The organism is Streptomonospora nanhaiensis (assembly GCF_026642255.1).
Lineage (GTDB): Bacteria > Actinomycetota > Actinomycetes > Streptosporangiales > Streptosporangiaceae > Nocardiopsis > Nocardiopsis tropica.
Map to the genome: position 1 here is coordinate 7115921 of NZ_CP113264.1, position 24728 is coordinate 7140648.

Annotated in this window: 26 protein-coding genes and 1 tRNA gene; 13 read left to right on the plus strand and 14 right to left on the minus strand. The window is 74.1% G+C overall.

What is annotated here, in order from left to right; translation table 11 throughout:
- Positions 1-57: 57 nt before the first annotated feature.
- Complete coding sequence (locus OUQ99_RS30770) at positions 58-726, minus strand: DUF6518 family protein (RefSeq protein ID WP_267947253.1); 669 nt, start codon at positions 724-726, stop codon at positions 58-60.
- 653 nt (positions 727-1379) lie between these two features.
- Between OUQ99_RS30770 and OUQ99_RS30775 the strand changes: the two genes are divergently transcribed.
- Both OUQ99_RS30775 and OUQ99_RS30780 read left to right on the plus strand, forming a co-directional pair.
- Positions 1380-2324, plus strand: coding sequence for a glycoside hydrolase family 16 protein (locus OUQ99_RS30775; protein ID WP_267947254.1), 945 nt, complete (start codon positions 1380-1382; stop codon positions 2322-2324).
- A gap of 205 nt (positions 2325-2529) precedes the next feature.
- Positions 2530-2605, plus strand: a tRNA-Arg gene (locus tag OUQ99_RS30780).
- 193 nt (positions 2606-2798) lie between these two features.
- On the opposite strand, the gene OUQ99_RS30785 is transcribed toward OUQ99_RS30780, so the two are convergent.
- The 4 genes from OUQ99_RS30785 to OUQ99_RS30800 form a co-directional block, all read right to left on the minus strand.
- The gene (locus tag OUQ99_RS30785) at positions 2799-2993 is read right to left on the minus strand and encodes a hypothetical protein (protein ID WP_267947255.1); all 195 of its coding nucleotides are present in this window, start codon (positions 2991-2993) and stop codon (positions 2799-2801) included.
- A 177-nt stretch (positions 2994-3170) separates the two neighbouring features.
- On the minus strand, positions 3171-5699 hold the full coding sequence (locus tag OUQ99_RS30790; protein WP_267947256.1) for an MMPL family transporter: 2529 nt from the start codon (positions 5697-5699) through the stop codon (positions 3171-3173).
- A gap of 48 nt (positions 5700-5747) precedes the next feature.
- The gene (locus tag OUQ99_RS30795) at positions 5748-6410 is read right to left on the minus strand and encodes a TetR/AcrR family transcriptional regulator (protein ID WP_267947257.1); all 663 of its coding nucleotides are present in this window, start codon (positions 6408-6410) and stop codon (positions 5748-5750) included.
- 282 nt (positions 6411-6692) lie between these two features.
- The gene (locus OUQ99_RS30800) at positions 6693-6848 is read right to left on the minus strand and encodes a hypothetical protein (protein WP_267947258.1); all 156 of its coding nucleotides are present in this window, start codon (positions 6846-6848) and stop codon (positions 6693-6695) included.
- 336 nt (positions 6849-7184) lie between these two features.
- Between OUQ99_RS30800 and OUQ99_RS30805 the strand changes: the two genes are divergently transcribed.
- Complete coding sequence (locus OUQ99_RS30805) at positions 7185-7559, plus strand: VOC family protein (RefSeq protein ID WP_267947259.1); 375 nt, start codon at positions 7185-7187, stop codon at positions 7557-7559.
- Between the two features lie 59 nt (positions 7560-7618).
- Here the strand turns inward: OUQ99_RS30805 and OUQ99_RS30810 are convergent, their stop codons facing one another.
- The 5 genes from OUQ99_RS30810 to OUQ99_RS30830 all read right to left on the minus strand — a co-directional run bounded on the left by OUQ99_RS30810 (position 7619) and on the right by OUQ99_RS30830 (position 13424).
- The gene (locus tag OUQ99_RS30810; protein WP_267947260.1) at positions 7619-9322 is read right to left on the minus strand and encodes a choice-of-anchor I family protein; all 1704 of its coding nucleotides are present in this window, start codon (positions 9320-9322) and stop codon (positions 7619-7621) included.
- A gap of 493 nt (positions 9323-9815) precedes the next feature.
- Complete coding sequence (locus tag OUQ99_RS30815) at positions 9816-10229, minus strand: hypothetical protein (RefSeq protein WP_267947261.1); 414 nt, start codon at positions 10227-10229, stop codon at positions 9816-9818.
- A gap of 421 nt (positions 10230-10650) precedes the next feature.
- Positions 10651-11406: a protein phosphatase 2C domain-containing protein gene (locus OUQ99_RS30820; protein WP_267947262.1), complete on the minus strand. Its 756-nt coding sequence runs from the start codon at positions 11404-11406 to the stop codon at positions 10651-10653.
- A 199-nt stretch (positions 11407-11605) separates the two neighbouring features.
- Positions 11606-12367, minus strand: coding sequence for a L,D-transpeptidase family protein (locus OUQ99_RS30825; protein WP_267947263.1), 762 nt, complete (start codon positions 12365-12367; stop codon positions 11606-11608).
- 193 nt (positions 12368-12560) lie between these two features.
- Entirely contained in the window at positions 12561-13424 is an 864-nt protein-coding gene (locus OUQ99_RS30830; RefSeq protein WP_267947264.1) for an ACT domain-containing protein, read from the minus strand.
- A gap of 345 nt (positions 13425-13769) precedes the next feature.
- On the opposite strand from OUQ99_RS30830, the gene OUQ99_RS30835 reads away from it, so the two are divergent.
- On the plus strand, positions 13770-14315 hold the full coding sequence (locus tag OUQ99_RS30835; protein WP_267947265.1) for a hypothetical protein: 546 nt from the start codon (positions 13770-13772) through the stop codon (positions 14313-14315).
- Here OUQ99_RS30835 and OUQ99_RS30840 read toward each other — a convergent pair.
- The 3 genes from OUQ99_RS30840 to OUQ99_RS30850 form a co-directional block, all read right to left on the minus strand.
- Complete coding sequence (locus tag OUQ99_RS30840; protein WP_267947266.1) at positions 14260-15447, minus strand: DUF418 domain-containing protein; 1188 nt, start codon at positions 15445-15447, stop codon at positions 14260-14262. The two genes, OUQ99_RS30835 and OUQ99_RS30840, sit on opposite strands and share 56 nt — an antisense overlap.
- A gap of 233 nt (positions 15448-15680) precedes the next feature.
- Positions 15681-16232 carry a hypothetical protein gene (locus OUQ99_RS30845; protein ID WP_267947267.1) on the minus strand — a complete coding sequence of 184 codons (552 nt, stop codon included), beginning with the start codon at positions 16230-16232 and terminating at the stop codon, positions 15681-15683.
- The gene (locus tag OUQ99_RS30850) at positions 16223-16771 is read right to left on the minus strand and encodes an RNA polymerase sigma factor (RefSeq protein WP_267947268.1); all 549 of its coding nucleotides are present in this window, start codon (positions 16769-16771) and stop codon (positions 16223-16225) included. The genes OUQ99_RS30845 and OUQ99_RS30850 overlap by 10 nt, the downstream gene beginning before the upstream one ends.
- Positions 16772-16981: 210 nt before the next feature.
- Here OUQ99_RS30850 and OUQ99_RS30855 point away from each other — a divergent pair, with 210 nt between their 5' ends.
- The 5 genes from OUQ99_RS30855 to OUQ99_RS30875 are packed head-to-tail and all read left to right on the plus strand — an operon-like array spanning position 16982 to position 19497.
- Positions 16982-17500 carry an Asp23/Gls24 family envelope stress response protein gene (locus OUQ99_RS30855; protein WP_267947269.1) on the plus strand — a complete coding sequence of 173 codons (519 nt, stop codon included), beginning with the start codon at positions 16982-16984 and terminating at the stop codon, positions 17498-17500.
- A gap of 59 nt (positions 17501-17559) precedes the next feature.
- The gene (locus tag OUQ99_RS30860; protein WP_267947270.1) at positions 17560-17745 is read left to right on the plus strand and encodes a hypothetical protein; all 186 of its coding nucleotides are present in this window, start codon (positions 17560-17562) and stop codon (positions 17743-17745) included.
- Complete coding sequence (locus OUQ99_RS30865; RefSeq protein ID WP_267947271.1) at positions 17742-18161, plus strand: Asp23/Gls24 family envelope stress response protein; 420 nt, start codon at positions 17742-17744, stop codon at positions 18159-18161. Before OUQ99_RS30860 ends, OUQ99_RS30865 begins: the two co-directional genes overlap by 4 nt.
- A 23-nt stretch (positions 18162-18184) precedes the next feature.
- Positions 18185-18811: a DUF6286 domain-containing protein gene (locus OUQ99_RS30870; RefSeq protein ID WP_267947272.1), complete on the plus strand. Its 627-nt coding sequence runs from the start codon at positions 18185-18187 to the stop codon at positions 18809-18811.
- A gap of 2 nt (positions 18812-18813) precedes the next feature.
- Entirely contained in the window at positions 18814-19497 is a 684-nt protein-coding gene (locus OUQ99_RS30875; protein WP_267950574.1) for a hypothetical protein, read from the plus strand.
- A 114-nt stretch (positions 19498-19611) separates the two neighbouring features.
- Here the strand turns inward: OUQ99_RS30875 and OUQ99_RS30880 are convergent, their stop codons facing one another.
- A complete protein-coding gene (locus OUQ99_RS30880; RefSeq protein WP_267947273.1) occupies positions 19612-20268 on the minus strand; it encodes a flavin reductase family protein in 657 nt (218 codons plus the stop codon).
- A gap of 321 nt (positions 20269-20589) precedes the next feature.
- On the opposite strand from OUQ99_RS30880, the gene OUQ99_RS30885 reads away from it, so the two are divergent.
- The 4 genes from OUQ99_RS30885 (at position 20590) to OUQ99_RS30900 (ending at position 24315) form a co-directional block, all read left to right on the plus strand.
- Positions 20590-21390, plus strand: coding sequence for an ABC transporter permease (locus OUQ99_RS30885; RefSeq protein ID WP_267947274.1), 801 nt, complete (start codon positions 20590-20592; stop codon positions 21388-21390).
- Complete coding sequence (locus tag OUQ99_RS30890) at positions 21383-22219, plus strand: ABC transporter permease (protein WP_267947275.1); 837 nt, start codon at positions 21383-21385, stop codon at positions 22217-22219. The genes OUQ99_RS30885 and OUQ99_RS30890 overlap by 8 nt, the downstream gene beginning before the upstream one ends.
- A 2-nt stretch (positions 22220-22221) precedes the next feature.
- Positions 22222-23211 (plus strand): ABC transporter ATP-binding protein, encoded by a 990-nt coding sequence (locus OUQ99_RS30895; RefSeq protein ID WP_267947276.1) that lies wholly within the window; start codon positions 22222-22224, stop codon positions 23209-23211.
- 213 nt (positions 23212-23424) lie between these two features.
- Positions 23425-24315 carry a DMT family transporter gene (locus tag OUQ99_RS30900; RefSeq protein ID WP_267947277.1) on the plus strand — a complete coding sequence of 297 codons (891 nt, stop codon included), beginning with the start codon at positions 23425-23427 and terminating at the stop codon, positions 24313-24315.
- Positions 24316-24728: the final 413 nt, after the last annotated feature.

A 24728-nucleotide genomic window follows, 5' to 3' on the forward strand; every position in this document is an offset into this window, starting at 1 on the left:
CCCCGGGGCCGGGCGGTACGCCGCCCGGCCCGGGGGCGTCGACGCGGCCCGGGCCCCTCACACCGGGGCGGCCACCGCACCCGCCAGCAGGTGGAGGCCCGCGCCCAGCGGGACGAGCGCGGCGAGCACCGCCAGCGACCGCAGCCGGTCCGCCCGGCCGCCCGGCAGGAGGAGGGGAGCCGCCAACCCGAGCAGCACCTGCGCCCAGACCGTGCCGGGCGCGGACGGGAGGTCCGCCCGGTGGAGGAGCTCGAAGGCGCCCGCGGCCCCCGGTGCGGCGCCGAGCAGGGCCCCCGCGCCCGCCCGCCACCAGCCCGAGCTGCCGCACCACCAGGCCCCGGCGACGCCGAGGAGCGGTCCGTGGACCAGCCCGACCGCTCCCCACACCAGGGGCGCGTGGAGGACCTGGCCGCCGCACAGCAGGATCGCGGCGCCGACGTGGCAGCCGGCCACCGCGCCCGCCTGGGTGAGGCCTCCCGCGAGGGCGCACGTCCACCAGCGGTGCCCGCAGCCGACCGCGCCCACCGCGAAGGCGGCCGCCGCCCACACGGCGCACACCGTCCCGGGGTTCGCGATCCACCCCGGCGCACCGGGCAGCAGGAGCCGGGCGGACATGGTGGCCACACCGAGGATCAGCCCGCCCGTCAGGGAGAGGACGAGAAGCGCCCACACGGGCACGGGCCGGGCGACCGGCACGTGGATTTTCGACCCGGCGAAGGCTTCCATGTACATATGCGTACTATCGGGGCGTGGCACGCTCCCGGTTCCGGGCCGAGGCCCTGAACGTGCGGGCGCCGAGGAGGTCCGGGGCGGACCGACCCACCCGGCGTCGGAGGCCGACCGCTCCCCGGAGCCCCCGAGGCGTGACCGACGGACGCCCCCGGGCCTCGGCGGCGTCCCGGGCGCCCCTCCTCCGCGCCTCCTCTCGCCGAAAAGCAAAAGCCACAGAAATGGCGCTCTCCACGGCGGGCGAAACTCGAAGCCCCTTCGCCACCCGCCCCCACCAGGTAATACTCCCCGGTCACGCATCCGTCGGAAAACGTTCATCCGGGAAACCGAAAGCCGTGCGACCGCCCTATGACATGGGCCACATGGCGACGTCATCACCAGTGACAACACGGAAACCCTCCGAAAGGGTCGCCGTACCGGGTTGACGCGGCGGATTCACGATCGACAGATTGGGCCCGTCTCCACAGCCCCTCCGGTGAGGCCTCCCCCATGACCGATCGACGACTGCTCCTCGGCGGGGCCCACGGCTTCGCCTCCTACATCCAGGACCACGCGCCGGTGTCCCTCGACGTGACGCCGACCCCGTTCTGACCGCCCGTCCCGGGCCGCCCCCGGTCCGGTCCCTCCACACGAATCCGAGGAGTCCCCCCGTGCCCGTCCCCCTCCGCTTCGGCGGCATCGCCCTGGCCTGCGCCGTCACACTCCCCCTCGCGGCCTGCGCGACGGGCTCCCCCGTCCAGGTGGAGACCGTCTCCGACCGGACGTCCACGACGTCCGCCCCGTGCGGCCTGTTCTTCGACGACTTCGACTACGGCGACCACACCGACCCGGCCCTGCGCGCACAGGGCTGGAACGTGCGCAGCTGGGACGGCGGCCCCGGCGTGCCCGGCGCCTCCTGGGACGCCGACAACGTCTCCTTCGCCCAGGAGGGCGGCAACTCCGTCCTGCGCCTGACCTCGACCACGGACGGCACCCCCGCGGGCACGAGCCAGGCCGAGCTGACCTTCGGCGAGGAGAAGTTCCACGAGGGCACCTACGCCGCCATGGTCAAGTTCGCCGACGCCCCGGTCTCCGGCCAGGACGGCGACACCGTGCTCCAGACCTTCTACACGATCACCCCGCTGGCCTACGACAACGACCCGGACTACAGCGAGCTCGACTTCGAGTACCTGCCCAACTCGGGATGGGGCGCCCCCGCGGAGGCCATGTACCTGACCTCGTACCACACCTACCAGCGCGATCCCTGGGTGGCGGACAACGTCAGCGACGTGGTGAACCGGTCCTTCGAGGGCTGGCGCGACCTGGTGATCCAGGTGGAGGACGGCGTGGTCCGCTACTACGTGGACACGCACCTGGTGGCCGAGCACAGCGGCAAGTACTACCCGTCGTCGCCGATGTCGATCAACTTCAACCAGTGGTTCATCGACATGACCGGCCACGTCGGCGGCCCGAGCACCTACGTGCAGGACGTCGACTGGGTGTACCACCAGCAGGGCGAGTCCGTGGCCCCCGAGGAGGTCAACCGGCGCGTGGGCGAACAGCGCAACGCCGGCGTCTCCCGCGTCGACGGGGTCGTCCTCGGCGGAGGGTGCTGACCACCGGCGCCCGACCCTTCCGTTCCGGCGGCCCCGACGCGCCTCGCGCCGGGGCCGCCGGCCCCTCGCGGGGCGACCGGGGACACGGACCGGCATGACGGGTCACACACGCACACAACGGTTCGAGGCCCTCCGGCACCGTGATAGAGTCGGAGACGTCGCCAGGGAGGCCAGGCCAACCGGGCGACACACAACTGAACAACCTGCACTCGTAGCTCAATGGATAGAGCATCTGACTACGGATCAGAAGGTTGGGGGTTCGAGTCCTCCCGAGTGCACCACCTTGAGACAGTGGAGAAGAGCGCCCGACCTGCTAACCACAGGCCGGGCGCTCTCTTTTGTGCGCCCACGTCGAAGAGCCCCGTCGGGGACGCGTTGCACATGCAGTGCACATGGCCGGGACTGTCTTCCGCCCGACCTCGGGGCCCTCGCCGTGCGGGGCCGCGCCGGCGGGGCGCGTCCGGCGGGCACGCCCTAGTCGTCGACCTGGCCGTCGGTGAACCGTCCGACCGGTTCCAGGTTCAGGCCGCGCAGGGCCCTGGAGATGTCGGACAGGGCCTTGGCGTTCGCCAGGGAGGCGAAGAACCGGGCACTTTCCAGGTCTCCCCTCTCCTCGGCCGCGACCGCCTTGTCCACGAAGTGGTCGATCCTGGTGTCCGTGAACCCCATCGCTACCCCCGGTGTCCTCGTCGAACGCACAGTCATGCCAGCTTAGGGCGCGGACGGTGTACGTCTCCGGCAACGCGCCCGGCGACATCGCGCCCGGCCGCCGGGCGGTTCCCCGGCCCGGACGCGACGAGGGCCCGGGGGCGGTGACCGCCCCCGGGCCCTGGTGGAACAGGCGCCTCAGCCCCGTCGGGAGGACACCTCACCGGCGTCCTTCTCCGGGGTGGGGCCCGCGTCTGCGGCGGCGTCGCCGTCCTCGGCCCCCCGCTCGTGCGGGTGGCGCTTCTCCAGGGCGGCGCCCTCCACGTCGATGTCGGGCAGGATCCGGTCGAGCCACCTGGGCAGCCACCACGCGCCGTTCCCCGCCAGGTGCATGAGCGCGGGGATCAGCGCCATGCGCACGACGAAGGCGTCGATGAGCACGCCGAAGGCGAGCGCGAACCCGATCGAGCTGATCATGACGCTGTGGGAGAAGACGAACCCGCCGAACACCGAGATCATGATGATCGCCGCGGCGGTGACCACGGCGCGGCCGGCGTGGAACCCGCGCACCACGGCCACCCGGGCGGGGTCGCCGTGCACGTAGGCCTCGCGCATGCCCGTACCGATGAAGAGCATGTAGTCCATCGCCAGGCCGAACAGGATGCCGGCCAGGAGCGTGGGCAGGAAGTTCAGCACCGGCCCGGTGTTCTCGATCCCGAAGAGGCCTCCCAGCCATCCCCACTGGTAGACGGCCACCACCCCGCCCAGCGAGGCGAAGAAGGACAGCACGAACCCGAGCGTGGCCACGACCGGCACGAAGACCGACCGGAACACCAGCAGCAGGATCACCAGGGACAGGCCCACGACCACGGTGAGGTAGGTCGGCAGCGACTCGCTCAGGGTCTCCGAGATGTCGATGTTTCCGCTGGCCATGCCCGCGACGCCCAGCGGCCCGGCGCCGTCGATCGGCTCCATGTCGCGGAGGGTGTGCACGAGTTCCTCGGTGGTCTCGCTGGACGGGCCGTCCTCGGGCACGACCTGGAAGATGGCCAGGGAGTGGTCGTCGGAGATCCCGATGGGCGCCACCGCCGAGACGTCGTCGTGGGAGTAGAGCTCCTCCGCGACCTGTGCCTGCTCGTCCAGGGCGTTCTGCTCGGCGGCCTCGTCGGTCGGTCCGCCGGTGAGTTCGGCGACGACCAGGAGCGTGCCGTTCTGCCCCGCTCCGAAGTTCTCCTCCACGGCGGTGTAGGCCCGGTACTGGGTGGAGTCGGTGGGCTCCGCGGAGCCGTCCGGCATGCCCAGTCGCAGGCCCAGAGCGGGCAGGGCGATGATGACCAGGGCGATCACGGCGACGGCGGCCTGGAGCACGGCCCGGCCGGTCGACATCGGCCGGATGCTCTCGGACCCGCCCGTGTTGCCGCCCCCTGCGGACGCGGCGGCGTTCTCCGCGAGGCGTCCGCGCTCGCGGCGCGACAGGATGCGCATGCCGATCAGCGACAGCAGCGCCGGGACGAGCGTGATCGCGATGAACACGGCGACGGCGATGGAGATCGCACCCACACTGCCCATGAGGCCGAGGAAACCGATCCCGGTCAGGTTCAGGCCCAGCAGCGCGACGAGCACGGTAGTTCCCGCGAAGACCACCGCGTTGCCCGCGGTCCCGTTGGCCAGGCCGATGGACTCGCCGACCTCGGCGCCCTGCTTGAGCTGGCGGCGGTGGCGGTTGACGATGAACAGCGCGTAGTCGATGCCGACGGCCAGACCGAGCATCAGGCCGAGGATCGGCGTCACCGACGCCATCTCCAGCACCCCGGACAGCGACATCGCGATCAGGGTGGCCACACCGACGCCGATCAGCGCCGTCAGGATCGGCAGGCCGGCGCCCACCAGGGTTCCCAGCATGACCACCAGCACCACGGCGGCCACGATCACGCCGATCACCTCGGCGGTGCTGACCAGGCTGGGCATCGCCATGGCCATGTCGTTGCCGAAGTCGACGGTGGTGCCGGGCACCGGGTCGCTCTCGAAGACCGCCATGACGGCGTCGCGGGTCTCCTGGGAGATCTCCGTCTGGCTGTCGGTGAAGGCGATGTTGACCAGGGCGGTGCTGCCGTCCTCGGAGACCGTGCGGATCCCGGAGGCCATCTCCAGCATGGCCTCGCCCCGTTCGAGCTCCTCCAGGCCCGTCTCGATCTCCTCGAGGTTCTGGTCGATCACGGCCTGTTCGGCGTCGAGCCCGGCCTCGGCCTGGTCGAGCATCCCGGCGGCCTCCGCCTGGGCGCGGCCCGCGTCGAGCTCCGCCTGGCCGGCTTCGAGGTCCTGGAGCCCGGACTCGAGCTCCTCGCGGCCGTCCTCCAGCTCCTGCTGCTGGTCGGCCCGCTGGTCCTCTGTGGCGAACGGGTCCACCGTCGTCTCGACGCCGGAGGCCTCGGCGGCCTCCTCCGCGCGGTCGGCGATCGCGTCCTGCTGTTCCTCCGTGAAGGCCGAGCCGTCCTCGGTCTGGTAGACGACGGTGCCCGCGCCGCCGCCCATACCGGAGAACTCCTGCGACAGGAGCTGCTCCACCTCGTCGGTGGGCGTCCCCGGGATGGAGAAGCTGTCCTCCAGCTCCCCGGAGAAGAGGAAGAAGGCGGTACCGGCCGCCACGAGCAGCGCCAGCCAGATCGCTATGGCGGTCTTGGCGCGGTGTGCGCACGCGCGCCCGAGTCTGTAGAGAAATTCAGCCATGGTTGTTGTCTGCCAAACGGAGATGGGTGGTGGGAGCGCGTCGTGCGCTCAGGAGGAGGCGGGACCGACCGAGCCGTACCCGTCCCGGTTGACGGCGATCATGCGGTCCAGCAGTTCGGACCAGACCCGGCGGGAGGACGCGGTGACGACTCCCCCGGTGGTCTGCTCCCAGCGCTGGACCGTGACCGCGCCGCCGCTGATGAGCGCGCCGCACATGAGGTCGACCACGAGCGGGTCGACACGCGGGTGACGGCGCGTCATGATCGCCGCCAGGCGGGCGCTCACGTCGTTCATCGCCCGCTCGAACAGCGCCGCACGGCTCGGGGCCGGTTCGTGCCCCTCCTGTTTGAGGAACTGCTTGAGCCGGGTGATCGGGGTGAGCAGGTCGGTGCTGCGTATCGCCGCGGCGAACTCGTCGAACATGCTCCCCGGGCGGTCGGCGTCCGCCGCGGTGAGGTTGGCCTCGATGCTGTCGACGATCGCCTCCAGCATCTGGCCGAACACCTCGAGGACGATGTCGTCCAGGGACCTGAAGTGGTTGAACACGGTCCGGCGGGAGACGTCGGCCCGTTCCGCGAGCTGGTCGACGGTGAAGCCGGTCCCCCCGCTCTCGGTCATCAGCGCGGCGGCGGCCTCGACGATGGCGCGACGGTGGCGCGACTTGAGAGCCGCACGCCGGTCACGTGAGGGCTGTCGGTGCTGGTCGTTCACGGTTTCACGCTAGACACCAGAGTGCACTAAGTGCAACGAAGCACTGGGTGCACCTAGTCACACTCGGGGCGCGGCCGACCCCGCCCCGGAGGCCGCCGTGTGCGGCGGACCCGCACCGGCCCGCCCCGCCGGCTCCCCCGCGGCGTCGTACGGGGAGCGCCGCGGCGTCCCGCCACCCTTCGGGCCGACCTTTCGCGGTCGAGCCGCGCCGCGGGACGGAGAACCCCTCCCGGTGTCCGTCCCGCGCGTCCCGGGCCCGTTCCCGCAGCGCCCCGGAAAGAGCTAGTCGTCGCCGGACGAGCCGCAGCCGTGCTCACCGAAACCGGGGATGCTGCCCTGGCTCCGCTCCCAGGCGAGCTGGTCGCCCTGGCGTTCGACGGCCTTGCGCTCCTCGGGCGTCAGGTCGTCGGGAATGGGGTCGCGGTCCTTGCGAGCCATGGTGGCCTTCCTGTTCCTTCTCCGTGTCGTGGTCCGGCACCGGACACGGCCGGTACTCCGCGGCGGCGCCTCATCCACCTGACGGAGCCGGGACGGAGGTCTGACGCGGAGAACGCCATGTCATTGAGTGACCTATGTCTCACTCTCCGCATTGACCACTGTACGGGAAAGGGGCCCGTCCCGGACGGCCCGCCGACCGGCAGCGGGGACCGGGGGACACCCGGCCTCCTCAGGGCGGACCCCGCCGGGGACCGGGGAGGCCGGGCCGCTGCGGCCCGCGGCCCGACCGCGCACGAAACCCCGGCCGCACCGGCGGGCCTGTGGCATCCTGCGGCCATGATCGGACGACTGCGCACCATCGCCATCGACTGCCCGGACCCGGCCGCGCTCGCCGGGTTCTACTCCGAGCTCCTGGGGCTGCCCGTCACCTACGAGGGCGCGGACGGCTCCTGGGTGGAGATCGGCGACGGTGAAGGACCGCACCTCGCCTTCCAGCTCGCCCCGGACCACCGGCCGCCGGCGTGGCCGGACCCGGAGCGGCCCCAGCAGATGCACTTCGACATCCGGGTGGACGACATCGACGCGGCGGAGGACCGGGTGGTCGCCCTCGGAGCCACACCGCTGGCGCGTACGCACGACGCCCCCGGCGTCCCGTTCCGCGTCTACGCGGACCCGGCCGGGCACCCGTTCTGCCTGGAGTTCACCGAGTAGCCGCCCCCCGGCCTGACGCCGGGCCCGGACCCGGCCCGACGCCGGGTCCGGGCCCGGCGTCAGGCCGGGTCCACCCGGTAGAGCGTGGTCGACCCGGACACCTCGTTGGCCACGGCCAGGAGGGGCACCCCCGGGACGGGCGAGTCGTCGCCCGCGATGAACGCCAGGCCCTCGGCGCCGAGGTCTCCGGCTTCCCGGGTCCCGGGCTCGGCGGAGAAGTCCCGGTTGTTGAGGTACTGCACGTGGAAGGCGGCGTTCGGGTCGGTGACGTCGTACACCATGACCCCGCCCACGCGTTCCAGGCCGATGAACGCGTACGTGCGGCCGGACACCTCGCCCAGCACGACGCCCTCCGGCTCGGGGCCCTTGTCGTCGCTGCGGCTCTCGAAGCTGTTCTCCGTGTGGTTGGAGTTGAAGAAGTCCGGCTCGGCCTCCGCGGTGATCCGCTCGAAGTCGGCACCGGAGTCGAAGAGCTGCTCCCCGTCCGCCGTCCAGATCGAGAAGGACCGGCCGCCGAACGCGTACACGTCCTCGTAGCAGGAGCCGTCCTCGCGCAGGCCGTCGGCCGCGGTGACCGTCAGCCGCCCGAGGGCGGCGTCGTCGGCCAGCCCCTCCGGCGAAGTGACGCCCAGGTCGTTGCCGTCGACGAAGTCGCGCAGGCGCGGGGAGTCCTCGCACAGCGGGGTCTCCTCGACCAGGTCGGCCAGCCTGGCCTCCTCCGAGTAGCCGTCCCGGTCCCGGGAGTCCCCCTCGTTGGCGGTGACCAGCAGGGTCCGGCCCTGCCACCGGTAGCTGTCGAAGCCGTCGGGCTGGTACATGCCGTACACCGGCCAGTTCTCGATCCGGACCGCCCCGTCGCGGTCGGACGCGTCCAGTCCGTTGCCGGGCTCCAGGTGGTCCTTGACCCCGAAGGGCACGATGTCGGTGAACTCCGCGGTGCGCAGGTCCAGGACGGCGAACGCGTTGGCCTCCTGGAGGACCACGTGCGCGCTGTAGGCGGTGTCCGCGACGATGTACTCGGGTTCGAGGTTGCGCGCCACCCGGCCGGGGGTTCCCGGCTCGCCGGTGGACAGGTCCGGCCCGAACACCCGCACGTCGGGGTGGAGCTCCCTGTCCCCGTCCCAGGCGCGGAAGTCGGCCGTGCGCACGTCGTCCTGGGTGAGGGCGGCCGGCCTGCGGTTCACCCTGATCACGCTGACGGAGCCCTCCGGGTCGACGGTGTGGGCGTCGTCGGGCTCGCCCTCGTTGGCGACCAGGAGGTGTCGGCCGTCGGGGGTGAAGGTCGCCATGTCCGGCAGGGCGCCGACCCGGACCGCGTTCAGCGCCCCGCCCCCGGTGTCGAAGAAGACCACCCAGCCGTCGTCGGTGCGGTCCGCGGCCTCGACGGCCACGGCCACGACGCCGTCGTGGACCGCCACGGAGTTGGCGACCGCACCCTCCCCGACCACCGACCCGTCCGCGGCCGCCACCCCGGCGACTCTCAGGTCGAGGAGCTTGGCGGGTGCGGACGGGTCCGAGATGTCGAGGACCTCGACCGTGGCGGCCGCGGCGTTGACCACGAACAACCGCTGGGAGCGCGGGTCGTGGGCGACGATCTCCGCGGCCGCCGCGTCGAAGGAGCCCGTGCGGTAGGTACCGACCGCGGACAGTGCGACGCCCCCGGGACCCGTTCCGGCGGAGTGCCGTTCGTCGGCGTGTACGGGGGCGGCCGTCCCGGTGAGGGCGACGGTGAGAGCCGCTGTGGCCGCCATGGTCTTGCTCATGGGTCGTTCCTGGGGGTGAGGGGGAAGGGGGCGCGGACACGCCCGCGCCGCAGCCAACCAGCTCGGAACGAGGGACAGCCGAACGGGTGGTGGCGCGAGGGTGAAGGGACCGCGCGCTCGGGGGACCAGTATCCCTGTGCGGGGTGCCGCTGTGGCCCTGTTCGGAGAACTCCTCCGAGGTCCTCGCCGGGGCCGGGCCGCGGTTCCGCCGCCGGTCCCGAGCGGCGGCGTCGGACACGGGGACGACGGTGCGGCGGCCGAGACGTCGGGCCGCTTCGAGCTCGGCGAGGGACTTGCCGGAACCCGGCGGGAGAGCGGTCCAGGCGTGCCGGAGCCCCTCCGCACGGTGGGCGCCGGCGGCGTCCGGGGCGGTGCGCCGGCAGGGGTGGAACTCGCCGGACCGGCGGGCCGCCGCGAGCGGCGTGGGTGTTTCGGACACGCGCGCACAGCAGACGGGGCGGCCGTCTCCGGAGGGGGACGGGCCCCCGGGGGATCAGTACCCGGCGGAGCGGAGCCGCTGCCAGGCGGTGACCCAGCGCCGGCGCTCACCGTCGTCGGTACCCGCGCAGGCGGTGACGAAGGCCATGAGGAACACGTATCTGGGCAGCTCGGTGCCTTCGAGGGCCTGCTGGAAGGTGGAGCTCTTGACCGCTCCCCCGCACAGGTACTCGAGTTCGAGGTAGGACCAGTCGCCCGCCCAGACGAGGTAGCGGCGCATGGTCAGCAGGAACTCGGCGGGGTTCTCGGCGTCCAGGGGGTTGGGGCGCTGTTCGTAGCCGACCAGCGCCTGCACGGGGAGGCGGCGCTCGACGGTTGCGCTGGGGGTGGACAGGACGCTGTCCAGCCATGTGGTGCGGCCGAGGGCGATGTTGGGACCGGTGGGCTCAAGGATGTTTGTGGGACTCACATCGTCTCCTTTTCACCGGTCGAAATCGACGTCATGTAGTTCTTCCGTGCGTGGTACGCCCGAGTGGCGCAAACGCGAACAAGGGGGCTGAGAGAACACCGAAGGCCGGTCTCGGGATGTTGTGGAGGGAACTCCGACGGTTCGGTTACCAGGAAATCTACCGGATGAACACGACACGCGAAAGCGCCTGGTGCCCGGGTTCCGGAGAGGCGTGGGTCTCCCTGGCCTGTGACGTGGACGCCCCGTCGCGCCCCACTGTGGAATTTTTGTGCGCAACACAGCAAATGTCATCTGACGCCCCGAGGGAAACGTCCGCAATGATGGGAAATGGTGGGAGCGGCGCGACCTGGGAAAGCATGGAAATGATCTTGCTTCCCCGAAAAGCAGGTTAACCGAATCACCAGTTTTAGCGGGACCGAAACTAGCCCTCCGGAGCCCACGCCAGGACGGTGGCGTCGTCGCTCGCCTTGCCCCGCGGGAACTCCGACCGCTCCGGATCGGCTCTTTCCAGTACGCGGACCCGGTCCACCAGGGAACGGGGTCCCTTGTCCGATACCAGGGCGAGAATCTGTCCCCAATTCAGGTCGCCGAACGTCTCGGCCACCCGGCCCGCCCCGTCGGTCATCGCCGCGAAGGAGCGTGCGGGCAGGGTTCCGGTGATCGCCTCCTCGGCGGCACGCGTGTCCGCCCCCGCCGTCCAGAAGCCGCCGGGCACGTTGCGCAGGTCCCGGATCGCGCCCCGGCGGTCCGGCTCGGCCCTCAGGTCGTCGAGCCGGGTGTCGGCGACCACGACCGCTCCGCCCGCTCCGTCCTCCACCAGCAGGACGGAGTCGGACAGCACCAGGTACTCCAGCCGCCCGCCGCCCACCCGCACCGCCACCACCGTCGCCGACGGCGTCTGCCGGTTGTCGAGGTCGCAGGTGTCCGCGTGCAGCGCCGAGGCCGTGGCGATGGCCTCGGCCAGGGAGTCGCGGAGGGGCGCCCCCGCGTCCGCTCCGGCCAGCAGGAGCGCGCCGAGCCGCCGCGTGTACCAGGCGACGCCGTGGGAGCAGCCGTCGTCCAGGCCGTCCGGGGCGGTGGCCCCGTCCAACAGCACGGCACTGGTCGCGGTGGCGGCGGCGAAGTCCTCGTTCGGCCGGCCGGGGTCTCCCGGCTCCGTGGTGATCAGGAAGGGCACCGGGGCAGTTCCTCTCCGCCGGGCGGCGCCTGCGCACGGCTGCCCGTCATCTTCCCGCCCGGGCGGCGTTCACGCCGGACCGCCGCCCGGAACGCGCACAGGGCGCGTCGGCCGGAGCACCCCTGCCGGACGCCGCGGGGGCCCCGGCGCCCGCCCCGGCGCCCGGCGCCGGGGCGGAGCACCCCGGCTCCGGAAGGGGTCAGCGGACGAGGACGGAGGTGTGCACGTCGATGTTCCCGCTCTCCCAGAGCCAGTCCATCGCGGCCAGGCTCACCCGCGCGCACCCCTTGGAGGCGGGCTGCGCGGGAACGCTCGGGTATCCGTGGACGGCGATGCCGCCGTTGAAGTACTTGGGTCGGTAGAGGGCGCCGTAGGGGCCGGGGTCCCAGGCGTCCACGTCACGGAAGACGGTGTAGGTGCCGGTGGGGGTGGTGGCGATCCGCTCGCTGCCGTCCGAGCCCTCGTAGGGCTGGCCGGAGCCGGTGGAGGTGTTGACGACGCGCTCGACCTCGCCGTCGGAGACCACCAGGAGCAGCTGCCTCTCCAGGTCGATCTCCAGCAGGTCGCCGGAGGTGGTCGTGGCGGAGGGGAGCACGCCCTCGTCGAGCGCTGCGCGGGTGGCGGGGCCGACCACGCCGTCGCGATCGAGGCCGGCGGCCTTCTGGAGGGCCACGACCGCCTGGTCCGTGTGGAAGCCGAACTGGCCGTCCACGCCGTCGATCCAGTAGCCCAGCTCGGTGAGCCGCTCCTGGAGGGCGGTCACCTCCGGTCCCGTGCTGCCCTGGCGCAGCTCCGGTCCGGAGGCGGCGGGGCCGGGGGCGGCGGAGGCGGACGCCGGGGGCGCGAGCACGGCGGCGCCCAGGAGGAGGGCGCACGCCGCGGCCAGGACCGCGACCATCGAGCGGACGGACCGTGTCCGGGCGGGCGGGGGAAGCGTGAGGAGTGAGGGGGGAGTTGCCATACGTCACCTGTACCCACGAAAACGCCGGCTCTCCCCGATTCCACGTACCTGTGGACGGCTCCCGCGCGTCGTGGCACGTCACGCGCGTGCTCCCTTTTTCCGGCCCCCGTCCCGGCCCCGGGGACGCCGGCCACGGCCCCGCCTCCCGGGCCGCGGCACGGTCCCCCGCACCCCCGCCACGACCCGTGCGGGCTCAGCCCCGGCGCGTCCGGGCGTGCAGGGAGGAGGCCACCTGGACCAGAGCGCGGCACCGGGCGAACTCCACGGCGGTGAACGGCACCCCGTTCCGGCGGACGGTGAGCACGCCCCCGTCCGGTGCGGGCAGGGTCATGGAGGCGCCCGAGAGGTCCTCCCTCCCGAGCCCGGCGGGAGGGCTGTCGGCGTGCTCCACCTCGTGGGCCGCCGTGAGCGCGAGCAGGGAGCGCTCCAGGGTGGCCGCCCCGGCGATCAGCGCGCTGACCAGGGCGAGGGTGCGGCTGGTGGTGTCGCTGAGTTCGTGGACGTCGGCGGGCCGTACGAGCGCGTCCCGGCCGCCCGCCTCGCGCACGGCGGTGTGCAGCGCCTCCTCCCCCACGTGCGCGGGGGCGCTGACGAAGAACTCGTCCACGGCGTCGGTCCCGGCGGGGTGCACCTGCATCAGCCGGATGTCGACCCCCAGGGCCGCGAACCGGGCGGTGAGCGCCGCCAGGCCGCCGGGCACGTCGGCGACGGTCACCCTCACCCCCCACAACCGGTCGTCGGCCGGGTCGTGCGCGGCGTACGGCGCGGTCCCCGCCGCGTCCCCCGCCCCGCTCCCGGCCGCGTCCGCGCGCGGTCCGCGGCGCCGGGGCGCGTGCGCGGCTCGGTGCCGGTGCCAGCGGTGCAGCGCGGAGACCGCGAGGAGGAGCACCCCCACGCCGATCAGCGTGCGGACACCTCCGTCGCTGTGTCCGAGGGAGAGCACCACGACGTGCGACGCCCCCGCCGCGAGGAGCAGTGCGCCCAGGTCGAGTGCCTCGCGGCCGAGGAAGCCGTGGCGGTGGTCGTTGTTCCCGTGGTCACCATCGGAGACGTCCATGGACCCGAAGGTGCCCGGCGGACGTTGCGCCCGTTCGTCACTCCGTGACGACGAGGTAACGACTCGGAGTGACGTCCGTCACGGAGCGGAGTCGCCGCCCGCGGTCCGACCGGCCGCCGCCGTCCCCGCCCGCGGCGGCCCCCGCACCGGAGGGGCCGCCGCGGGTCCGGTCCGCGCGGGTGCGCCGGGCCGGCGCACCCGCGCGGCATCGCTCCGGGAACACCTGGAGGGTGTGAGCGAAACCGCACTCCACCTGCGATGATCCGGACGTTCGTCACCGTTCCACGGGGTGGAGTGCAAGCGAGGTGCGACCACTCGCACGCGACGATCCACGAGGTGCGCGACGTGACCGACATCGAGCCGACCGGAACCGCTGCCGGAGCCCGCAACGCGTCCCCCGGGGCGCGCCGGGGGGCGCAATCCCGACCGCGCCTCCTCCGCCGCGGCCCCCTGTTCGCCGTCAGGGCCGCCGCCGGTGCCGTGACGGTCCTGGCCGCCGCCGAGATCGCCGGCGGCCTGGCGGGCTTCCCCGTCCAGGGCCTGACGTCGATCGGGGCCGGAGTCGGCCTCGGAGTCCCGGGGACCGGCCCCGGAGGGGTCGACGCGGTCTGGCGGTCCCCCGGGATGATGCTCGCGCTGGCGCTGATCAGCGCCGTCGGGCTCTCCCTGATCATGCTCGCGCTCGTGCCCCGCCCGGACGACGGGGCCGGGTCGGACGCGGCCCCGGCCGACGGCGCGCCCGGGTCCCGGGAAGGCCCGGGGGCCGCCGCGCCCGCGGGGCGGCCCGGGCCCCGCCGTGCGAGGACGCCGTACGAGGTGGGCGTGGCCTGCGGGCTCAGCCCGCGTGCGGCCCTGCGCGGCGCCGGCCTCCGTGCACGAGACGGCGCATGAGCGCGTCCAGGGGTCCGGGACGCGCCGACCCGGCGAGCCACGCGGCCAGGCCGAGGCCGACCAGCCAGACCAGGGCCGCGACGACCAGCGCGCCGAAACCTCCCACCCTCGGCCCCATCCCCGCGAGGTCGGGGTGGAGCACGGCCGCGACCAGCACCGAGTTGAGGATGTAGAAGGTCAGGGAGCGCTCTCCCACCGCCGCGACGGTGCGGGTCAGCGGCCCCCGGCCGCGGTCCAGGCGGATCGCCCACAGCGTGAACAGGGCCGCGTACCCGGCCCCTCCGAAGACACCGGTCAGCACCTGGAGCGCCATCATCAGGCCCTGCGCGACCGCTCCCGGCTCCAGTGCGCCCACCGCCGTGAGTGCGGAGGGCAGGGCTCCAGCGACGGACACGGCCACACCGGCCGCCGCGACACGCGCCAGCAGCCCCCTGTGCGCCTCCGGGTCGTCCAGCAGCCCCGCGCGGCCCGCCCGGTAGCCGAGCACCACCAGCAGGAACAGCGGGTAGGCGATCGCGACGAACACCGGTCCGAACGGGAGCCCGATCAGGCGGGCCGCCCAGTCCCCGGCGGTGAGGTACCCCGCGACGGCGTACACCTCGCCGCCCTCGGCGCCGGCGGTGCCCAGGCTCATCCCGACCATCGCCAGGGGGACGGTCACCGCGTAGAGCGCGGCGAACGCCACGGCCGCGCGCGTCACGGCCCGGGTGGAACGCAGCAGCAGCCACCCGGTGACCAGTGCGGCGACGCCGTAGGAGGCGAGGATCTCGCCGGGGAACACCAGCAGCGCGTGCACGAAGCCGAACAGCAGGAGGAAGAGCCCGCGCCTGCGGAGCAGGCGGCGGACCTCGGCCTCGGGCGCGCCTCGCGCGGACTGGCGGGCGACCGTCCACGCCAGTCCGTAGCCGAACAGGATCGCGAACATCGGGAACGCCCGGTTGTCCAGCAGCAGCGTGGTCGCGAAGGCCGCGCCCCTGTCGAGCGGAGCCGCTCCGGAGCCGTCCGTGCCGAAGCCCGCCCCCGCGTACACCCCGGCGTAGGCCATGGCGATGAGCAGCAGCATGAACCCCCGCGCCAGGTCGGGGGCGAGTCGGCGCTCCCCTCGCGCCGACGGCACCGCTGTGGCGTCCATCTCGTGCGTCCTCTCCTCGGCGTACCCTCCGGCCAAGGGTGGCGCGCGGGGACGCGGCCGGGCATCCCCCGATCGGCCGGACCGGGCCGCCGGACGGCCAGGAGGCGCGGTGCGGAGCCCGCCGGAAGGCCGGGGAGGGGCGGGTGCGGAGCCCGCCGGAAGACCGGGGGAGGGGCGGCCCGGGGACCGCGGCGGGTCGGTGCGGAGGCGCACCGGCGGTCTGCCCGGCGCGGCTATCCCGCGGGGTCGTCGAGGTCGACGACGTCGATGTCCACGCGGGCCGCGCGCAGCCCCAGCCGGTCCTCCACCAGGGAGCGCATGGCGCGCCGCGCCTCCTCGGCGGCCTCGACGATCGGCAGGCCGAGGCCCACCCGCGCCGTGGCCAGGACGACGAGCCCCTCCGGCGTCTGCTCGACCCGGCAGCGGCCCACGACCACGCCGGGGACGGACTCGACGGAGGCGCGCAGCATGGCGGCCACGGCGGTCTCCCGGACCTCGGTGCCCCCGGGCCCGGGGCCCGACAGGACGACGGTGCCGCCGGTGCGCCTCTCCGCGCGCACGGCGCGCATCACGTCCGCCAGCAGGCCGGGGGGCGCGCTGACCTCCTGGTCACCGGTCCGCCGGACCGCCGAGACGAGGGGGCGCAGCTCCTCCGCCTGCTCCCGGCAGTACTCGCAGGCGGACTCGTGCGGTGTGGGCTCCCCGGACGTCAGGTGTCGCAGGAGGGCGTCCACCGAATTCCCGCAGGGGAGCCGGTCGTGGTCGTCGGACGGGTCTACCGCCATGGCTCAAGCGCCTCCACGAGATGGGTACGCGCGCGGTGAATGCGTCCACGCACGGCGGTCGGGGTCGTGTCGACGATCGCCGCTATCTCTTCATAACCCAATCCTTCCATCTCGCGCAGGACCCAGCAGGTCCTCTGCGGGGGCGGGAGCCCCGAGAGCGCGTTGAACAGCGCCTCCCGGAGGTCGCCCGCGATCGCCTCCCCCACCGGCCCGGGGCCGGGGGCGGCGAACCCCTCGTCGTCCTCGACGGGCGCCTCCGGCCTCCTGGCCCTCAGGACGTTCAGCGCGCGCCGGCCCACGATCCGGTGGAGCCAGGCGGGAAAGCTCTGGGGGTCGGTGAGCTCGGGGAGCTTGCGCCAGGCCGTGACCAGGGCCTCCTGGGCGGCGTCGCGGGCGTCGCCGGGGTCGCCCACCACGCGGAGGGCGATCCGGTAGACGGTGTCCTGGTGCCTGCGGACGAGGATCTCGAAGGCCCGGTCGTCCCCGTCCTGGGCGCGCTCCACGAGCACGCTCTCCGGCAGTGCGGTTTCCCTGTGCATCGGTGGTAAGGCCACCCCTCCCAGTACACGCGCACAGCGAAACTACCCTAGGTTTTCGATCGAACACGCACAGCACCGCCCCGATGCTCCTATCCTGATAGTGATGCAGGTCACACAAGAGAGGGCGTGAGCCCGGGCCCGTTCCCCGTGTCCTCCCCTGTGACGAAGCGACAACGCAAGACGCATCCCACCGACGAAGGAGAACGGCCCATGACCGCGAAGAGCGCTCAGAACGACGGGAACCGCGGTGACGAGGCGGTGGCCGGCGGCGGTCTCGCCCCGCTGCGGGACGCCTCGGCCCCCGCCCGCACCGACCGCGACCGGGAGGCGGGCTCCGGCAACGGACGCACGTCGATCGCCGACCACGTGGTCGCCAAGATCTCCGGCATGGCCGCCCGCGAGGTCCGGGGCGTGCACCAGATGGGCGGCGGGGCCGCCCGCGCCTTCGACGCCGTCCGTGAGCGCATCCCCGGTTCGACCTCCACGAACACCGCCGCGCGCGGCGTGGCCGTCGAGGTGGGCGAGCGCCAGGCGGCCGTCGACATCAACCTGGTCGTCGAGTACGGGGTCTCCATCCCCGACCTCGCGGGCGCGGTACGGCGCAACGTCATCACCGCCGTGGAGCGCATGACGGGACTGGAGGTCACCGAGGTCAACGTGGCCGTCGACGACATCCACCTCCCCGACGAGGGCGAGGAGCAGCCCGCCGCAGAGCCGAGGGTCCGATGAGAACCGGCCGGTCCCCGGACCGGGGGCCGGCCGCAGGGACGAGAGGAGGAGCGGGACCCATGTGGCCGATCGTCGGACTCGCCTTCGGAGCGGTCCTCGGTCTCGCCGCCGCCATCGGCGGCTTCGGGGCCTTCCTCCTCGTCCTCGTACTCGGGACGGCCGGGTTCCTGGCCGGACGGGCGTACGCGGGCGAGGTGGACCTCGCCGAACTGTTCACCCGGCGCGAACGAGGTGACCGCCGGTGATCCCCGCCGGGGCGCCGGGCCGGCGGGCGCACGCGGCGCGCTCCCCCCTCCGCGGGGGAGCACCCGCGGGGCCCTCCACGGCCCCGCCGGAGGAGCGGGGTGCCACGACCGTCGCCGACCGGGTGGTGGAGCGCGTGGCGCTCACGGCCGCGGCCGAGCACCCCCGTGTCCGCCCCCTCGCCGAACGGCTCGGGGGGCTGGCGGGGCGCGGACCGGCACGGGCCGGGGTACGGCGCGGGGGTTCCCGCGTCGCGCTGCGCCTGGAGATCGCCGTCGCCTACCCGTCACCCCTCGCGCGGACGGCGGAGGAGGTCCGGGCGCACGTCACCGCGACGGTGGAGGCGCTCACCGGCCTCACCGTCCACAGCGCCGACATCGAGATCGTCGAACTCGTGCCCGCCCCGCGGGTGCGCTGACCCCTGACACGAAGGACGCGGACATGACTTCCCTCCAGGAGGCGTCACAGAAGCAGAGGACACCCGCGGGCCCCTCCCCCGCCGGGGTCCGGACCGCGCGGCGTACCGCCGTGCGGGTCTTCCGGCCGCAGCGGTCGCTGCCCGCCGCCGTCGCGGCGGTCTCGGTGGCCGTCGTCGGCGGGCTGGCGGTCGCGGTGACCACCGCGGGTGGGGACGGGGCGCCGTCGCCGCTCACGGGGATCGACGGAAGCCTCTCCCGCGTGTCGTCCACGCCCTGGGAGGCGCCCGAGGCCATGGTGCTCTCGGCCGTGGCCGCCGCCGTCGGCCTGACGCTGGTGCTGACCGCGCTCCTGCCGGGGACCGGCGGCCACCTGGCCCTGCGGACCGACGACCGGGACACGGTGGCGGGCCTGACCCGCAGGGGCCTGCGCGACATCCTCGCCGTCGAGGCCCGCGGGGTCGACGGCGTCGGCTCGGTCCGGGTCCGGGTCCGGGGCGGGAGCCGCACCGTGCGGATCGAGGTCCGGACGCACATACGCGAGGCGGGCTGGCTCGGCGAGCGGGTGGAGGCGGTGGTGCGCCGGAGGGTGGAGGACCTCCGGCCGCTCCGTGCCCCGCGGGTCGTCGTCCGGCTCAGGGAGGAGGCGTGACCATGGAGGAGAACGGCGCCCTGCGGGAGGTCCCGCCGGGAGGGGTCGCGGAGCCGGAGGGGCCCTCCCCCGGGCCGACCGCGTCCACGATCCGGGGGTTCCCGCACAAGGGGGCCCGGAGGACCGCGCGCGGCAACAGGCTCGGTCTGGTGCTCACGGGGCTGCCCCTGGTGCTGTGCGGGGCAGCGGGCCTCGCCGCCGGAGGGGGCCTCCTCGGCGGCGCCACCGCCGCCGCGCCGGTCGGGGGCGGACCGCTGGAAACGGCCCTGGCCTGGCCGTGGACACCGTACGTCGTCGCCGCCGTCGCCCTGGTCGTGACGGTGTCGGCGGTGCGGTGGCTGCTCGTACAGGGGCGCTCGAACCGTGCCGGACGGCTGCGGGTGGGTGAGGACACGGCGTCGGGGCGGACCGGCGTCCCCGCGTCCGCCGCCGGGGACGCCGTGGTCGCCGAGGCCTGCGCGGACCCCCGGGTGCGGCGCGGCCGGGCGCACTTCACCGAGTCCTCCCGCGAGCCCCGCCTGTGGCTGGACCTGGTGCTGACCGAGGACGCGGACCCCGCCGACGTGTGGCGCACCTGCCGGGACGGGCCCGTCGCCTCCCTGAGGGAGTCCCTCGAACTCGAACGCCTGCCGACGGTGGTCCGCATGTCGGTGTCGGGCCGCTCCGGAGGGCGCGGACTCGCCTGACCCGGAGCCCCCTCCCGGGGGAGAGGGGGCGGGTCGGGCTGAGCGGCGGGGGCGGCGCGGCCGCCGGTGACCGGGGAGGCACCGGCGCCCCGCCCCCGTCCGTGACACCCCGTGTCAGGGGGCCGGGGTCTCGGAGCGGTGCGAGTGGCCGTGCTGCCGCCCGAGCCCGAAGTAGTGGCGGAAGTTGTAGATCAGCGGGTTCCAGCGGGACGGGTCGACGTGGTCGGTGCCCGGCACCACCACGCGGGTGTCCGCGTGCACGCGCAGCACGTCGGCCTGGACCACCACGAGGTCCCCCGAGGCGTCGGCGTCGGCCCGTACCACCCGGGCCTCCAGCTGGAGCGGGCACTCCGCCACGCGGGGCGGGGCGACCAGCTCGGACTCCTGCGGGGTCAGGCCGGCGGCGGCGAACTTGTCCGCCTCGAAGCGGCAGCCGGGCGGCTTGCCCGGGGGCACGGGGTCGCGCCCGGTCAGCGGGGCCAGGCGCTCGACGCGCGACCAGTCCTCGGCCGCCGGGAAGCAGGCCGCGAACCCGGGGCGCTCCGCCAGGTTGCGCGCGGTCTGCCCCGTGGCGCCGAGCCCCAGCACCAGCAGGTGTCCCAGGGCCCAGACCGAGGAGATCGGCGCGAGGTTGGGCGTGCCGTCGTCGTTGGCGGTGGAGATCAGGACCACCGGCGTGCCGAAGTAGAGGATGCGCGGCCGGATGGTCCGGTGTTCGAGGGGCGGCGGCGCGGCGGCCCGCGCCGGTCCCGTGTGCTGTTCGGTGTTCACATCGGGAGAATCTAGGCGCCCGACGTTTCGCCGGCCGCCGCAACGTCGCCGGCCCGGACCGGCCTCCACCGGGGACGACCCACCGATCCCCGTCGCCCCGGCCGGAGGGCCGTCCTCCCCCGGCGCCCGCTCGGCCGGTTCCGGTCCGCGGATCCCCCTCTGCGCCGGCCCGGGCTGTGCTAGCGTCGGTCCCTCGCGGCGACCCGGACCTGAGCCCCACGGCGTCAGGGACGTGCCGGACACCGCGTCTCCGCCGGGGCTCCGCCCCGGTGTCGGGACCGGTCACCACCTGCACGTCTCGACCTCCGGGAGCCCGCGCCCATGCGCGTCTACCTCGCGGTGTACGCCCTCGGCCTGCACCGCTACTCCACCTACCGCGTCGCCACGATCGCCGGGATCTTCACCAACGCCGTCTTCGGCGCGATCAACGCGGCCGTCATGCTCGCCCTCTTCTCGGTGCGGCCCGAGATCAACGGCTACGACGCGGGCGACGCCGTCACCCAGGTGTTCGTCGGCCAGGCCCTCATCGGCATGGTCGCCATCATGGGGCCGCCTCTGGAACTCGGCGAACGCGTCCGCAGCGGAGCGGTCGCCACCGACATGCTCCGCCCCGTCTCGATGATGGGCTGGTGGCTGGCCGACGACATGGGGCGGGCCACGTTCAACCTCGTCTTCCGCGGAGTGCCCACGTTCGCGGTCGGCCTCGTCCTGTTCGACCTGGTCGTCCCCTCCGAACCGGGCCGCTGGGCGATCGCCCTGGTCTCCTTCGTCCTGGCCGCGCTCGTGTCGTTCGCGCTGCGCTACCTGTACGAGCTGGCCGGGTTCTGGCTGATGGACTCCACCGGGATCTGGGCGGTGGCCGGGCTGCTCGGCCCGGTGGCGGCCGGAATGCTGATCCCGCTCCCCCTCTTCCCCCCGGCGGTCGCCGACGTGCTGCGCGTGCTCCCGTGGGCCTCCATCGCCCAGATCCCCGCCGAGGTCTTCCTGGGCAAGGAGTCCCTGCCCGGCGGAAGCCCCCTCGGCGGCCTGGCCCTCCAGGCCGCGTGGGCGGCCGCCCTCCTCGCCCTCGGCGCCCGGGTCACCTCCCACGCCACGCGGAAGGTGGTGGTCCAGGGTGGCTGACCTCCTCGCCCGCACCCGCGAGTCCGTGCTCTGGCCGGTCCGGGCCTACGTGCTGCTCGCATGGACCTGGTGCCGCGCCCTGGCGCAGTACCCGGCGTCCCTGGTCATGATGACCCTGTCGACCGCCCTGGGCGCCTTCGCCGAGATGGGGGCCGTCTTCGTCGTGTTCGGCCATGCCGGGGAGGTCTCCGGGTTCGGGATGGCCGAGGGCCTGCTCATCGCCGGGATGGCCACGACCGCGTTCGCCTGCGCCGACATGGTGATGGGCATGGTGGAGGTCCTGGGACGGCACATCAGGACCGGTTCCCTCGACGTCATGCTGGTGCGGCCGGTCCCGCCGCTGGTCCAGATGGCGACGGACCGCTTCGCGCCCCGACGCCTGGGCCGGATCGTCCCCGGCTCGGCGGTCACCGTCGTGGCCCTGGCGGCGTGCGACATCGACTGGAGCGCCGGCAAGGTGCTGATGCTGCCGGTGCTGCTGGTGTCGGCGACCGCGATCGGCTGCGCGGTCTGGATCATCGGGGCCTGCCTCCAGTTCTTCGTCGCCGACGCGCGGGAGGCCGCCAACTCGGTCACCTACGGCGGGCAGGCCCTCACCGAGTACCCGATGGCGATCTACCCGAAGAACGTCGTGCGCGCCGCGACCTTCGTCCTGCCGCTGGCCTTCGTCACCTGGCAGCCCGCCCTCTACCTCCTCGACCGGCCGGACCCGACCGGGCTGCCGGAATCCCTGCGCTTCGCCACCCCCTTCGTCGCCGTCGCCCTGTGCGCGGTCGCCGGCGCCTGCTGGAGGTTCGGCCTCCGCCACTACCGATCCACCGGGAGCTGATGATGACCACGTCCGAACCGAACACCGGCGGTGAAGGCCCCGTCATCGAGGCCGTCGGCCTGGGCCGCGACTTCGTCCTCTCCGAGGGCCCGTTCCTGCGGCGGAGGCGCCGCACCGTCAGCGCGGTCGCCGACGTGACCTTCACCGTCCGGCCGGGCGAGATCGTCGGCTACCTCGGGCCGAACGGGGCGGGGAAGAGCAGCACGATGAAGATGCTGACCGGCATCCTCACACCCAGCGCCGGGTACCTGCGCGTGAACGGGCTGGAGCCCTCCCGCGAGCGCACCCGCCTGGCCTCGCGGATCGGCGTGGTGTTCGGCCAGCGCACCACCCTGTGGTGGGACCTGCCGCTGAAGGACAGCCTGGAGCTGGTCCGGCACATGTACCGGGTCCCGGCCGCCGACCACGCCCGCCGCCTGGCCGAGCTCACCGAACTCCTGGAGCTGGGCCCGTTCCTGGCCACTCCGGTGCGGCAGCTGAGCCTGGGCCAGCGGATGCGCGGCGACCTCACCGCCGCGCTGCTGCACGGTCCCGGCCTGCTGGTCCTGGACGAACCGACCATCGGGCTGGACGTGGTCAGCAAGTCGACCATCCGCGAGTTCCTCCTCCGGCTCAACGCGGAGGAGGGCACGACGATCCTGCTGACCACCCACGACCTCGGCGACGTCGAGCGGCTGTGCAGGCGGGTCGTCGTCATCGACAAGGGGCGCCTCGCGTACGACGGCGATCTGGAGGGCCTGCGCGCGAGCGTGCCCACGCCGCGCGTCCTGGTCGTCGACCTCGCCGCTCCCGCCCCGCCCATCGAGGTGGAGGGCGGCTCGTGCGTGCGCGTGGACGGGCCCCGGCAGTGGCTGGAGCTGTCCGGCAACCCGGCCGCGGTGATCTCCCGGGTCGCCGGGCGCCACGAGGTCGTCGACCTGACGCTGCGCGAACCGGACATCGAGGGCGTGGTCTCCGCCCTGTACCGGGGCGCCGTCGCCGAGCGCGGGTAGGGCGCGCACGTGGCCGCTTGTGGCCTCGGCCACGGTGCTCCGGGACCCGGTTCCGGTGCCGTCCTCCGGGCCCGGCGGCCCCGGGACCTCCCCGGAAGCGGCTTCGGGCGGCGGCGCCCGCCCGGACTGGCCCCGGTTCCGGCCGGTCCCCCGGGGAGGTTCCCGCCGTCCGTCCGCTCCCCCGCGGCGCGACCGCCCCCGGAGGGCGCGATCATGGCAGTCATGGTGTTCGGGACGGGCTTGGGAATCATGTTCGCGGTGCTGTCGTGCTCGGCCTACACGGCCGCCGCGGTGGCCCAGCGGAGGCTCGCCGTACGGGTGACGGAGCCGCTCACCGGCGGCCGGCAGCTGAAGGCGCTGCTGCGGCACCCGCTGTGGTGGGTGTCGCTGCTGTTCAACGGGGGCCGCGCGGGATTCCAGGTGGCGGCGGTGAGCCACGCCCCGCTGAGCGTGGTGCAACCGCTCGGCGTGCTGGTCCTGGTGTTCGGCATCCCGTGGTCGGCCCGGCTGGGCGGGCGGCGGGTCACCCGCGAGGAGTGGCGCGGGGCGGCGTTCACCGTGGTGGCGCTGGCCGCCCTGCTCTCGGTGACGGTGACGGGCGGGCAGGGCGGGGTCCTCGACGACACCGGTTCCGCGGTGGTCGGCCTGGGCACCACGGTCCTGCTGCTGGCCACCGCGTGGCTGGCCGGGCGCGTCCGGTCCACCGCCTGGCGCAGCTACCTCCTGGCGGGCGCCGCGGGCGTGGCCTTCGGGGTCTCCTCGGCCACGGTCAAGACCGCCGTCGCCGTCATCGGGGAGGTCGGCGCCGCGGGTCTGCTGCACTCCTCCGCGCTGGCCACACCGGTGATCGCCGTGCTGGGGCTGTTCCTGGCGCAGGCCGCCTACCAGGGCATGGACCTGGGAGCCCCCCTGGGGATCACCACCTTCACCAACCCGCTCGCCGCGACCGTGGTGGGAGTGGGCTTCATGGGCGAGACGTACGGGGGCGGCTGGGTCGGCGGCGTGGTCGCCGCGGCGGGAGCCGTGCTGGGGGCGTACGGGATCAGGCTGCTCACCGTCCCCCAGAGCAGCGCGCCCGAGCGGGAGCCCGAACCGGCCTCCTGAGCCGCGCCCCGGCGGGGAGCGCCCCGGCGGATCCGGGCGTGCCCCTCGGGCGGGCGCGTTCCGCCCCGGGCCGACCGGGGCTCCGCCGGACCGGACACGCCTACCCGCCGGGGAAGCCGACCGTGGCCACGAGCGCCCCGCCAGGACGCGGCCGTGCCGTCGCCGTCGCCCCGTGCGCCGTCCGGGTCCCGTCGCCTCCGGCCGTGGAAACCGTGGACGCCGTCCTCACCCCCGGGCCCCGCGCGCCGTTCCCGCCGCCGGGGCCGCCGCCCGATCGGGGCCGCCCCGGAAGCCCGACCTGAGTCGAGGTCGAGGGGCGTCCGTGTGCAGGACACGTGTGCCCGATCGGACCCGGCGAGGAGTCCCTCGCCCCACCTGCCAGGATGAAAGGATCCTCATGTCCGTTTCATCTC